This window comes from Mesoflavibacter zeaxanthinifaciens subsp. sabulilitoris, assembly GCF_014191595.1.
Taxonomy (GTDB): Bacteria; Bacteroidota; Bacteroidia; order Flavobacteriales; family Flavobacteriaceae; genus Mesoflavibacter; species Mesoflavibacter zeaxanthinifaciens.
This window is the reverse complement of record NZ_JACHWV010000003.1, coordinates 56,212-69,252: the sequence shown is the minus strand read 5'-3', so window position 1 is coordinate 69,252 and position 13,041 is coordinate 56,212. Positions and strand designations below refer to the sequence as shown.

Annotated in this window: 12 protein-coding genes; 10 read left to right on the top strand and 2 right to left on the bottom strand. The window is 30.3% G+C overall.

The features are described 5' to 3' along the window. The 8 genes from FHS04_RS05090 to FHS04_RS05055 all read left to right on the top strand — a co-directional run bounded on the left by FHS04_RS05090 (position 1) and on the right by FHS04_RS05055 (position 8,763). Positions 1-990, top strand: coding sequence for a glycosyltransferase family 2 protein (locus tag FHS04_RS05090; protein ID WP_106679536.1), 990 nt, complete (start codon positions 1-3; stop codon positions 988-990). Further along, positions 987-1,790, top strand: a complete 804-nt coding sequence (locus tag FHS04_RS05085; RefSeq protein WP_106679538.1) for a hypothetical protein — start codon at positions 987-989, stop codon at positions 1,788-1,790. Before FHS04_RS05090 ends, FHS04_RS05085 begins: the two co-directional genes overlap by 4 nt. Then, on the top strand, positions 1,774-2,601 hold the full coding sequence (locus tag FHS04_RS05080) for a class I SAM-dependent methyltransferase (protein ID WP_181256122.1): 828 nt from the start codon (positions 1,774-1,776) through the stop codon (positions 2,599-2,601). The genes FHS04_RS05085 and FHS04_RS05080 overlap by 17 nt, the downstream gene beginning before the upstream one ends. Further along, complete coding sequence (locus FHS04_RS05075; protein ID WP_106679542.1) at positions 2,598-3,728, top strand: glycosyltransferase family 4 protein; 1,131 nt, start codon at positions 2,598-2,600, stop codon at positions 3,726-3,728. The genes FHS04_RS05080 and FHS04_RS05075 overlap by 4 nt, the downstream gene beginning before the upstream one ends. 166 nt (positions 3,729-3,894) lie before the next feature. Next, complete coding sequence (locus FHS04_RS05070; RefSeq protein WP_106679544.1) at positions 3,895-4,974, top strand: glycosyltransferase; 1,080 nt, start codon at positions 3,895-3,897, stop codon at positions 4,972-4,974. Beyond that, positions 4,974-6,323, top strand: a complete 1,350-nt coding sequence (locus tag FHS04_RS05065) for an O-antigen ligase family protein (protein WP_106679546.1) — start codon at positions 4,974-4,976, stop codon at positions 6,321-6,323. The genes FHS04_RS05070 and FHS04_RS05065 overlap by 1 nt, the downstream gene beginning before the upstream one ends. Next, a complete protein-coding gene (locus FHS04_RS05060) occupies positions 6,283-7,290 on the top strand; it encodes a glycosyltransferase family 4 protein (RefSeq protein ID WP_106679548.1) in 1,008 nt (335 codons plus the stop codon). The genes FHS04_RS05065 and FHS04_RS05060 overlap by 41 nt, the downstream gene beginning before the upstream one ends. A gap of 78 nt (positions 7,291-7,368) precedes the next feature. After that, positions 7,369-8,763, top strand: a complete 1,395-nt coding sequence (locus tag FHS04_RS05055) for a sugar transferase (protein WP_106679550.1) — start codon at positions 7,369-7,371, stop codon at positions 8,761-8,763. 125 nt (positions 8,764-8,888) lie between these two features. Here the strand turns inward: FHS04_RS05055 and FHS04_RS05050 are convergent, their stop codons facing one another. Next, on the bottom strand, positions 8,889-10,040 hold the full coding sequence (locus FHS04_RS05050) for a lipoprotein N-acyltransferase Lnb domain-containing protein (RefSeq protein ID WP_106679552.1): 1,152 nt from the start codon (positions 10,038-10,040) through the stop codon (positions 8,889-8,891). Positions 10,041-10,049: 9 nt separating this feature from the next. Further along, positions 10,050-11,120, bottom strand: a complete 1,071-nt coding sequence (locus FHS04_RS05045; protein WP_106679554.1) for a putative type IX sorting system protein PorV2 — start codon at positions 11,118-11,120, stop codon at positions 10,050-10,052. A gap of 122 nt (positions 11,121-11,242) precedes the next feature. Between FHS04_RS05045 and FHS04_RS05040 the strand changes: the two genes are divergently transcribed. After that, the gene (locus FHS04_RS05040) at positions 11,243-11,992 is read left to right on the top strand and encodes a CDP-alcohol phosphatidyltransferase family protein (RefSeq protein ID WP_036227347.1); all 750 of its coding nucleotides are present in this window, start codon (positions 11,243-11,245) and stop codon (positions 11,990-11,992) included. Between the two features lie 8 nt (positions 11,993-12,000). Then, positions 12,001-12,822, top strand: coding sequence for a TerC family protein (locus FHS04_RS05035; RefSeq protein ID WP_027880020.1), 822 nt, complete (start codon positions 12,001-12,003; stop codon positions 12,820-12,822). Positions 12,823-13,041: the final 219 nt, after the last annotated feature.

The following is a 13,041-nucleotide window of genomic DNA, read 5'->3' as shown; positions in this document are numbered from 1 at the left end:
ATGAGGTTTTCTTTAATTGTTTGTACATATATGCGTCCGCAAGCCTTACTTAGCCTATTGCAATCGGTAAGAGCACAAAGTTTATATCCAGATGAAATTTTAATTATTGATGGCTCTATAGATGATGCCACGCAAGTTGTTTTTGAACAGTCATTATTTAAACACCTGCGTTATTACAAAGTCGAAGACAAAGATAGAGGCTTAACCAAACAACGTAATTTTGGTATTAAACAAGTAGGAGACACTATAGATGTGGTTTGTTTTTTGGATGATGATATTGTTTTAGAGCCTGATTATTTTAAACACTTAATATCAACATATAATCAATATCCTGATGCATTGGCAGTAGGAGGATATATTACTAATGAAGTTAGTTGGGATTTCTCCGATGAAAAAAAGAGTAATGATAAATTTTACTATGATGGCTTTATGCGTGCAGAGCCTTTGCGATTTAAAATTAGGCGTCATTTTGGATTGTTACCTGATGTGCCACCGGGTTTTATGCCTAGCTTTTCTCATGGTCGATCAGTGAGTTTTTTGCCGCCATCTGGTAAGATTTATGAAGTAGAGCAAATTATGGGAGGTGTATCTAGTTATAAAAAAGAAGTCTTTAACATGTTATCATTTTCAGAATTTTTTGAAGGTTATGGTTTATATGAAGATGCAGATTTTTCTTTGAGGATAGCAAAAAAAGGCTCGTTATATATTAATACAAATGCTAAATTGGCTCACTACCATAATGGTTCTGGCAGACCCAACCAATTTTACTATGGTAAAATGGTTATAGAAAATGGTTGGTATGTTTGGCGTGTTAAATATCCAAAACCTAGTTTTAAGGCCAAATTTAAATGGTATGCCACAGCTAAGCTATTGTTGTTAGTTAGATATAGTAACATAATCACTTCTAAAGAGAAGAAAAAAGCATTGTCTGAATCTTTAGGAAGAACAGTTGGATTAATAGCTTGTTTTTTTAATATAAATAAACGATGAAATTAAACTCGATACTTAATAAAAGAAATTACTCTTATTTATATCATTATTTGAAACCCTATCCTCGTTCAGTTACTGATAGAAAGGATAGATACAAGACCATTTCAAGTATTTCTAATTTAATAGAACAACTATCACTTAGAAATTATAAAAAAATAATTGTTGTAGCAAGTGGTCCATCTTCAAAAAAGTTAAAAAAAGAGGCAGATGCTATTTATTTTTCAACTAACAATGCGATACATTTAGTTAAAGATTTCCCCTTTATTTATATGGTTAATGATTCTTATTATCTTGTAAAATATTTAAAAGGGTTTGATGTAAATTCTAATTTAAAAGGAAGTTTGTTTTGGTATTATATAACTAATCCAATAAAAGCTAGTAGAAGTTATCAATTATTAACATATTATTTGTCTAATAAAAAAAGACCGCAACCTGAGGTGTTAATGTGTAATGATACAATAGATGTAGCTTCTTCTAATTTACATAAAGAAATAACTACATTTTTAAAAAAGGAATTAAAGTTTGATTTTTATGGGGTTAATTCAGGTTTTGTAACTGTCGTTTTAGGTTTTGTTTTGGCTTATCATAGTGGCTTAGAATTAAATATCTACGGATTGGATATGGGTGAAAATGGGGAAGGCTATTATAATAAAAAGCATGTAAGTGTAGGCACAAGTATTAAAGGAGATTTTAGTAAAACCACTGTTAGTGATTTTTTTAATTTAGTATATAACCAAACGAAGGTAAATATCCATAACTATTCATATTTTAAAACAAAAAATGATGGAACAAGAATATAAAGACTGCAAATCTTGTCAAGGTAAAATAGAAGATATAAATGATACGCATAAACTTGTTAAGTGTAATAATTGTCATTTAGTCTTCTGTAAAACCATTTATACTGTAGATCAATTTGAAAGTGTTTATAATAATTTATACAATGATTCTGTAAATCCCAAATATCTTAAACACGCAATTATAGAATTTGAAAATTTAAAAAAGGGAATTGTTAAGATAGGTTTTAATAGGCGTGTTTTGTTAAATAGATTTGTAAAAACTAAAGATAAAGTCTTAGAAATAGGTTCAGGTATAGGATTAATTGGGTACTATCTAACTTTTAATAAGAAAATTAAAAATTATTTAGGTGTTGAGATAGATATGACATCTCATGAAAAAGCAAAATCATTACATATAAATTCTATACAAGGAGATTTTAAAATTATGACAACATTATCTAATGATTATGATGTTATTATGTTATGGGAAGTATTAGAACATATTCAAGAATTGGATCAATTTTTTAAATTAGCACATTCAAGATTAAAAAAAGGAGGTAAATTAATAGTATCTGTTCCTAATTATGATAAAAGACGTAACTATAAACTAACATCAGATAAACTGTATCAAAGTGGACCTCCGATACATTTAAATTTTTTCACAAAGCAATCTTTGACTTTAAATTTTGAAAACAATGGGTTTAAAGTGATTTATTTTAGAGTAAAAAAATTACCATATTTTAATAAAAGTTTATCATTTATTAAAACTGCTTTCAAAGCGTTGTTAGGAAATTATCATGGAGCCACTCTATACTTAGTTGCCCAAAAAAAATGAGTAAATTTTTAATCATTTCACATGTGTCTCATAAATACCAAAATAAGAGTTGGTATGGCTATGCCCCTTATGTACGTGAGATGAATATTTGGTTGAAGTACGTGAATGAGTTAACCATTGTAGCACCTATATCTCAAGATCTACCTACAGCAATTGATTTAGCGTATCAACATGACAGCATAGTAGTGAAACCTATTCCTAAAATAGCTTTTGTAAATCTAAAAAGAGTTCTAACCTCTTTATTTGCAATGCCTGTAATTATTTTTAAGTTATTTCTAGCTTGTAAACGCGCTGACCACATTCACTTACGCTGTCCTGGTAATATAGGTTTATTAGGTTGTTTGGTTCAGTTGTTTTTTCCTAAGAAAATAAAAACCGCCAAGTATGCTGGTAATTGGGATCCGAATTCTAAACAACCTTTAAGTTATCGTTTGCAAAAATGGTTATTATCAAATACTAGTTTGACTAGAAACATGACTGCTTTAGTCTACGGTGATTGGCCTAATCAAACTAAAAATATTAAATCGTTTTTTACAGCCACCTTTACCGAAGCTGAAAAAGAACCCTTAAAAGTAAGAGACTACAGTGGTACTTTAGAGTTTATATTTGTAGGTAGTTTAGTAGAAGGGAAGCGTCCTTTGTTTGCTATCCAGTTAATAGAGCAGTTATTAGATAATGGACAAGAAGTTCGTTTACATATATTTGGTGACGGTGTTTTAAGATCAGAATTAGAACACTATATTAAAACACATCAATTAGAATCTCATATCGTTTTACATGGAAATCAGCCAAAAGATGTTATAAAAACCTACTATGAAACATCCCATTTTTTAATTTTAGCGTCAAAATCTGAAGGTTGGCCAAAAGTGGTTGCAGAAGCGATGTTTTTTGGAGTCATTCCTTTATCTACGAGAGTTTCTTGCGTTCCAACGATGTTAGGTCATGGACAACGAGGCATACTTATAGAGGCTGATTTAGATCAAGCAGTTAAAGTTTTTAATAGCTATACTGAAGCAAATTTTAAGTCGATGTCAATACAAGCTTTAGAATGGTCGCAAGCATATACTTTGGATCGTTTTGATAGGGAAATTAGGGATTTGATTTTGTTTGAAGAAAATAGAGAATAGAAAATGGAGAATAGAGAATAGAGAATAGAGAATAGAAAATAGAACCAAGAGACAAGAGACAAGAGGTAAAATTATGCAGTCAGCAGTCAGCAGTTTGCAGTAGGTAGCTGGTAGATAATAGAAGTAAGAAGTTGTATGGTTAAAGTAATGAATAGTAATTAGAAAAATGAAAGTATTACAACTTATAGATAGTTTGGAAGCAGGAGGCGCAGAACGTGTTGCGGTAAATATCGCTAATGCTTTATCGGCTGAAATTTCTAAATCTTATCTATGTAGTACAAGACAAGAAGGTATACTTAAAGCATCCTTAGACCCAAAGGTTGATTATTTTTTTTTAAATAAGAAACGAACATTTGATTTAAAAGCAATTATAAAGCTTAAAAGTTTTATTAAACAAGAACAAATCGATATTATTCATGCACATTCTAGCTCTTATTTTACTGCTACTTTAGTTAAATTATTGTATCCAAAAATTAAAATTATTTGGCATGATCATTATGGGAATAGTGAGTTTTTACATCAGCGACCTAAACAGGTTTTAAAATTATGCTCTTATTTTTTTAATCATGTATTTAGTGTTAATCAGTTATTAGCTTCTTGGGCTGAGAGAAAATTATATGTAAAGTCTGTGAATTACTTACCTAATTTTTCAGTTGAAAATAAACAGTCGTTAGTGACTCAATTAAAAGGCGTAGAAGGAAAACGAATAGTTTGTTTAGCTAATTTAAGACCACAAAAAGATCATATTAATTTGTTACATGCTTTCAAGGCAATAAGTCATAAACACCAAGATTGGACTTTGCATTTGGTAGGTAAAGATTTTGAAGATGATTACACTCAATCTATTAAGCAATACATCAAAGATTTTATGTTGTCTGGAGGTGTATTTCTTTACGGGAGTTGTCCTGATACATCTGCTATTTTAAAGCATTGTGATATAGGTGTGCTATCTTCAAAATCTGAAGGTTTACCTCTAGCTTTAATTGAATATGGATTAGCCAGTTTGCCAACAATAGCTACTAATGTAGGACAATGTAAAGAAGTAATCATTAATGAACAAACCGGACTTTTAGTGCCTTCAGAAAACTCAAACGCATTGAGTGAAGCTCTGGAATCTTATATTAATAATTCTTCAAAACGTGAAGTGTTAGGTCATTCATTATATCTTCATATTGATAAAGACTTTTCAAAAAAGGCTGTTATTTCAACTATTAAAGGGATATATTCTAACTTTGTGCCTCATTAATGGATAAACAGTATTTAAATATATTAGGACTACATGTGGTTTTAGGTTTGTTGATGTTTTTCTTCAGATCTTTTGGTGACATCTATTTTTATGGGTTAGTTGCTTATTTCTTCTTTAGAGTTATCAGTGCAAAACCTAATTTAAAAGCATTTGAGATTATTAAAGCTTGTGCTTATGTTTTGGGTGCTGAGGTTATTTTAAGGATGACAGGTAGTGGGTTATTTTATGAGTCTAGCAAATATCTTGTGATAGTTTTTTGCATAATGGGACTTTTTTACAGAGGATTTCATTTTAAAGCAAGTTCTTACCTTCTTTATATACTATTATTAATACCAAGTGTTTATGTCTCTTTGTATGTGCTTGATGTAAGTACTAATATTAGAAAGGCGATAGCTTTTAATTTAAGTGGGCCAGTAACTTTAGGTGTTGCAGCGTTATTTTGTTATAAAATACAATTGAGTAAAAGTCAGCTTAAAGATGTTGTTAATCATATTGTATTTCCTTTAGTTAGTACATTAATTTATATTATTACCTATAACCCTAATGTATCCGAAGTTGCTACCGGAACTGCTTCAAATTTTGCAGCATCAGGTGGTTTTGGTCCAAATCAAGTATCAACCGTTTTAGGCTTAGGCTTTTTTCTATTTACGGTTCGTTTCTTTTATTTTTCTAAATCAAAATTAGTAAAGTATCTAGATTTATTATTTATTTTGCTTTTTGCCTTTAGAGCCATAGTTACCTTTAGTCGTGGAGGAGTATTTGCAGCTATAATAATGATAGTAGCTTTTATATTTATTCAATATAAAAGTATGGATAAGGTTAATAAAGCTAGAATGCTATCTTCTGTAATAGTTTTTTTGGTTCTGGGAGCTGCAACTTGGATTATCTCTACCATACAGACTAATGGAATGATTGAAAAGCGCTATGCCAATCAAAATGCTATAGGCGTAGAAAAGGACGATATAACAACAGGACGTACAGATTTATTTTTAGCTGAATTTGAAGAGTTTTTAGAACATCCTTTTATAGGTGTAGGTGTAGGACGTATTAAAGATTTACGATTTCAAGAAACAGGTATACATGCTGCCTCACATAACGAAATGAGTCGTATCATATCTGAACATGGTATATTAGGCGTAATGGCGTTTAGTATCTTACTTTTAGTTCCTTTATTTTTAAGACTAAAAGATAGAAGTAACGTACTCTTTTTCTCTTTTTATCTGTTTTGGTTTTTAACCATAAACCATTCTTCTATGCGTATTGCAGCACCAGCGTTTATATATGCTTTAAGTTTAATTCATATTAAAGATGACTCATCTCGTTTATATAGGAAACAAGTTAGCGCATAAAGGAAATACAGCGTCTACTATTGATACCTTGGGTCTTCATTTTGAAGATTTAGGTTATAAAGTGACTTATGCGTCTTCTAAAAGTAATATTTTTTTACGTTTATTAGACATGTTATTAACCGTTTTTAAACAGCGTAAAACAGCCAATTATGTATTAATTGATACTTATAGTACTTTAAATTTTTATTTTGCTTTAGCTGTTAGTCTGTTGTGTCGTCTTTTAAAGTTGAAATATATACCCATTTTACACGGCGGAAACCTGCCTAACCGTTTGTCAAATAACCCTAAGCTTAGTCAACTAATATTTAAGTATTCTTACATTAATGTATCACCTTCAGAGTATATCAAGCATCATTTTGAAACTAAAGGTTATACATGCAAAGTCATACCAAATAGTATTGAGATTAGTCAATATGAGTTTAATACTCGAGTTATAGATGAGGTAAAACTACTTTGGGTTCGCTCTTTCTCTAAAATTTATAATCCTACTTTAGCGATAGATATTTTAGAGACCTTGAAAGCAAAAGGGTATAATGCCTCTTTATGTATGGTAGGACCTGAAAAGGATGGCAGTTTAGAGACAACCAAAGCTTACGCTAAATTTAAGGGCTTAGATGTTACATTTACTGGTGGTTTAACCAAATCTGAGTGGATTTTACTATCTAAAAATTACAATATATTTATAAATACGACTGACTTTGATAATATGCCAGTAAGCGTGATAGAAGCTATGGCATTAGGTTTACCTGTAATTTCTACTAATGTTGGTGGGTTACCGTTTTTAATCCACCACCAAAAAGATGGTTTATTAGTAAAATCAAGACAAGTTGAAGGTTTTGTAATTGCTATACAACAACTTAAAGACGATTCTGTATTACTATCATCTATTACAAAACAAGCTAGGGTAAAAGCCGAAAGTTATGATTGGTCTACCATACAGCAATTATGGTTATCTGTCTTAAAATGATAATTATAAATTTGACGATACACTTGTTTAAGATTTATATGTTTTTATCTTTGGTAAAATTCTTCCAACCAATAGCCAATGGATAATACAAGTGGCATACATTTTGAAATTTCTGAGCGTAAAATTCTACTACGTTTTTTCGACTTGCTCTCTATAGGTGGCTCTTTGTACTTGGTGAGTACTATATTTAATTTTGATTATTTTTTGGTAAACAAAGAGCATTGGGCATGGATGCTTGTGCTAGCACTTTATATATCTGTTTTTGGAACCGTTTTAGAACTGTATGATTTACAAAAATCTAGCCGAATGGAAACTGTGGTAAGCACTATTATTTTAACCACTTCGGTAACCGTATTATTTTATTTATTAACTCCTTTTTTTACACCATCTTTACCAGATAATAGGTTACAAATTATCTATTTTTATATTGCTATTTTATTAGGTTTATTTGTTTGGCGTTGGGCTTATATAACCTTTATTTCTTCACCACGTTTTTACAAGCGTGTTTTACTAATAGGAGAGACCTCTAATATTAAAAGTATTGTTAAGGCTTTTAATGAAGCAGATCCAAATTATGTTATTGTAGGTTATATAAATTGCGAGAGTGATAAAAAAGATGCAGTTAAGTTTACTGCAGTTAAAGAATTTAGCTCTAAGCAAATTAGAAAGGTGATTAAAGATGAAGGAATTTCTGAAATTGTAGTTGCAAGTTATAATTCAGAAAATATAACGCCAACGATATATTCAGAGCTTATGTCTTTGCTTGAAAAAGGCTTTCCAATTAAAGAGTACACACAAGTTTATGAGGATATTACCTATCGTGTCCCTGTGCAATTTGTAGGTAAAGACTTTTATAAATACTTTCCTTTTAGTAGAAATAATAAAAACAAATTTTACCTTGCTTATAGACGATTATTAGATATAATTTTATCTGTAATAGGATTGGCTATAGGAGTTTTGTTCTTACCTTTAAATTTAATAGGAAACGCACTTGGTAATAGAGGTAAACTGTTTTATACACAAGAGCGCGTAGGTAAAAACGGAAAACCTTTTACTATATATAAATACAGAAGTATGGTGAAAAACGCCGAATCTGCAGGAGCTGTTTGGGCAAGTAAAAATGATAGTCGTGTCACGCCTTTTGGACGTTTTTTACGTACGTCTCGCTTAGATGAAATTCCGCAATTTATAAACATCTTAAAAGGCGATATGAGTTTGATAGGACCAAGACCAGAACGACCTGTTTTTGTTAAAGAGCTGTCTCAAGTTATTCCTTTTTATGAAACTAGACATATTGTAAAACCAGGACTAACAGGTTGGGCTCAGGTTAAAGCACGTTATGGATCTAGTGTAGATGATAGTTTGTTAAAACTACAGTATGATTTGTTTTATATTAAACATCGTAGTTTTATGTTAGATATAAATATTGTGATAAAAACCTTAAGTACTGTTATTTTCTTCAGAGGACAGTAGGTTTATTTAAGTTCAAAAGTTCAAAAGTTCAAGAGTTCAAGAGTTCAAAGTTGAAAGTTTGAAAGTTGAAAGTTCTCGTCAGTTCGAGTGTTTTACGAGGTAAGAGTAAAATTTATCGATAACTACTATTTCTTTAAAAACTTCAATAGAAATATATATCGTATGAATAGCGCAATTAAAAGCGGAATTAAAGTTGGAGCAAATTGTTGTACACCACTAATCCAATGTACAGTAAGCAAGCATAGCATTAATACACAAAACTTAATATATCCAATAAACCATTTTTTTGGTTTTGCTTTATAAGCTTGGATTACCATAACTAAACTTAAAGGGAAAGCCCATAATAAGTTATAGTTGTAACCCGTAGCGGTATGATCTGTACCGAACCATAGTAAAGTTAAAAGTATACCTATTACACCTAAAATTAACTGTATAAAAGCATCTAACCCTTTTGTTCTGCGCTGTTTTTTATGATCGTTAAAGGTTATATAGATGATTAATATAGCAATAAGACTTAAAACAAAAATTGGACTTAATAAAAAAGTTCCGTTTTTAAATTTAGTATCAGAATTAATAATTATTTTACTATTACTAACCAATTGTATATTATTTATTGTAGCCTTACTGTAAAATGAATGTATGTTTTTAGGTAAAAACATGTGCTCTCTTGGTGTTGCGGTTCGGTCTATAATAGCTCCTAATGCAATATCTATTCCTAAGCTTCCCCAAGTATTAGGATGCAATTCATCTTGAATTAATGTGCGGAAGGTTTTGTCTTCGTAATTACCAGGTAATTGGTAGTCAATATTTCCGTTAGTAGCATTTTCTATAACATCTCTAATTTTTGTAGCACAATTATCATAGAAAAAATCATATAAATAAGCTCCTTGATTTTTTGCGTAATTAGTTTCTAAAAATGTATAAACGCTTTGCTTTTCTTCAGCAGAAAGATTAAGAATTTGTTCTTTAATACTTCTGTTTTGTTGTTTGTAAAAATTAACTAAGTTATTGTAATTAGCTTTACCTTGTAAGTAGTTAAGTTTTCCTCTAGCGAAGTTGAGGTAAAAGTTTGGGTCTTCAAAATTATAACGACCAAAGTCGTATACAATATCGCTGTAACTTGTTTTTAGTCTAATACCACTATGTCCAAACGCATCATTAAGGTTATTACCAGGACCAATGGTTAATACACTAATTTGTGTGTTGTTAGGGATGTTTTTTTGTGAAAAAGCAACTGTAACACAAATTAGAAAAAGGAAGCGTAAAAGTAGTTTCATAAGATAGGGTTATCTAAAGATACTAAAATCTAATTTTAAAGAAAATACGTTAGAATATAATGCTACACTTTGGTCACCAATATCTGTAAAAGCATAATCTACCTGAATACCGTTGTATTTAAACCCAACTCCAAAAGTAGGCTGGAAAGTTAATTGTTCTGAATTATCTATCTGTAATTCATTTTGAAAATTACCCATTCCGCCACGAAGATATATCATGTCAATATATCCAAACTCAAACCCAAATGCAGGGTTAATGCTAGCAAAAGAGGTAGAGATCACATCATTATTTTGTTCAAATCTTACATTTAAATCTATTTCTGCTTCTAATGTATAATCGTAGTGAAAGCGGTATAGTTTTGCAACACCAATTTGTAGTTTAGGTATTGTAATTTCGGTAGTTTCTGGTAATTCTTGGTTTTGACCTTCAACAGCATTCTGTACTTTGGCAAATTCTTCTTCGTTAATTGACCATGAGTTGTAGGTTGTTGTGATGTCTCTTGCCATAACACCAAACTTCCAATTGTTATCTGTTTCAAATTGAATAGCAGCATCAAGACCTACGCCCCAACTTGAAGCAAAATCTCCAATAATACGGCGTATAATTTTGGCATTTACTCCATAACTTAGACCTTGTATAGGTAAGTTTCTTGAATAAGAGACAGTTAATCCATAATCTGCAGTAGAGAAGAGGCTTATACGATCGTAATTTACATTACCTTGCTCGTCAATTAACTGAGTAGTATCTAAAATGTCGTCTACCGCAAATCTAATTAAAGACACTCCAAAAGCGCTATTATCATCTAAAGGCATAGCAAAACCGGCATAGTCATAATTTGCAATGTTAGCAAAGTAACTAGAGTGCATTAAAGCTAATTGATTGTCTTCTAAATTGATTAACCCAGCAGGATTCCAGTAACCGGCATTTACATCGTTAGATCTTGCTACAACAGCGTTACTTTGCCCCAAAGCAGCAGCATCTACACCTATATTCATAAATTCGTTAGAATATTTACGGGTGGTTTGTGCGTTTAATGGGATGAACACCAATAATATAAGAGAAGCTAAAAGTAATCTCAATTTCAATTTTTTTTACAAAGATGCTATATTTTTTCTACATATTAAACTTCAATTTTAATAGTATATTGTTTGTAAGTTGTTTTAGACCAAAATTCTTTACTATTTTTACAAAAAACTAATGCATGAATATTAAAGCCTTTATTCCTAATTTTGTCACACTTCTTAATCTTTTATGTGGAAGTATAGCTGTGGTTTTTGTTGTAAATAATCACTTTACATTAGCAGCAATTTTTGTTTTTTTAGGTATATTTTTTGATTTTTTTGATGGGCTTTTAGCAAGAAAATTAAACGTACAAAGTGAGTTAGGAATACAATTAGATAGTTTAGCAGATATGGTTACTAGTGGTTTAGTGCCAGGTCTGATTATGTATAAATTGTTAGAATTAGCAACTAATACAAATGGAATAACTATAACTGATGATTGGTCTGATAGTTTATATTGGTCTGGCGTTAATGTTAGCTTTTTGCCTTTTTTAGGGTTACTAATTACGTTGTCTTCAGCCTACAGATTAGCACGTTTTAACATAGACGAAGATCAACAAACCTATTTTAAAGGTTTACCAACACCAGCTAATGCTTTGTTGGTATTGTCTTTACCTTTAATTTTAGAATTTCAGAACAACGATTTGATAAATGCGACTATTTTAAACCCTTGGTTTTTGGTGGTTTTAACTTTGTTAAGTACTTATTTATTGAATTCGCCAATTAAATTGTTTGCCTTAAAATTTAAAAGTTACGGTTTTAAAACCAATGCTGTGCGTTACATTTTTTTAATACTTAGTGTTGTATTACTAATAGTCTTACAATTTGCAGCAATCCCTTTAGTTATCTTACTTTACATTTTATTATCATTATTTAATACTATCAATTAATAACTATTATGTTAGAAAACATTTTTACCCTTCTAATGCTTATAATGTTACAAGCAGTTTTAGGTTTTGACAATTTACTTTACATCTCTTTAGAATCTAAAAAAGCACCAAAAGACTCTCAAAAGCGCGTTAGAAAAGTAGGTATTTTAATCGCTATAGCTTTAAGAATAGTGCTGTTATTTGTGTTAGTATCTATTATTGGTTTTTTTAAAGAGCCATTTTCATTCTTAACAGGAAGTGTAGAAAATGTAGTAGATTTTGCATTTAACGGTCACAGTTTAATTGTTCTTGCAGGTGGCGGATTTATAATTTATACTGCTATTAAAGAAATTTGGCATATGATTGGTACACCAGATATACATGAAACCTTAGAAAAAGAAACCAAAGGTTTTAAAAGTGCTAACGCAGTAGTTGTTAGTATTGTTATTATGAATTTGGTGTTTTCTTTTGATTCTATTTTGGCAGCAATAGGCTTAACTAGTGATATTGAAAGCTCTACAACAGCTTTTATAATTATGGCAATTGCTATTGTATGTAGCGGTTTATTAATGCTATTGTTAGCAGATAGAATTTCAACATTTTTATCTAAAAATAGAATGTATGAAGTTTTAGGTTTATTTATCCTTTTTATAGTTGGTATAATGCTAGTGACAGAAGGAGGACATCTAGCACATATCAAATTTTTTGGTAATGAAATTACACCAATGAGTAATACTACATTCTACTTTGTTATCGCTGTTTTAGTTATTGTAGATATTGTACAAGGACGCTATCAAAAGAAATTGTTAGTAGAGAAGGCAAGTGTAGAGAATAAAAAAGAAGAAAATTAATTATCTGATTAGATGATAATTTTCAATTATATTTTCTTTAGTATATATAAAAGCATATCAATTACAAATAATTGGTGGCCAAAAAAATCTACAATAAGTGCTATTACTGTTTTATTATATTTTAATCTTTTGACGATTGTAGCATTCTTAAATGAAGAGATATTAAAAACTAAAATTTTATTTTTTTTTATTTTTATAATAACTTTTGTACTACCACAC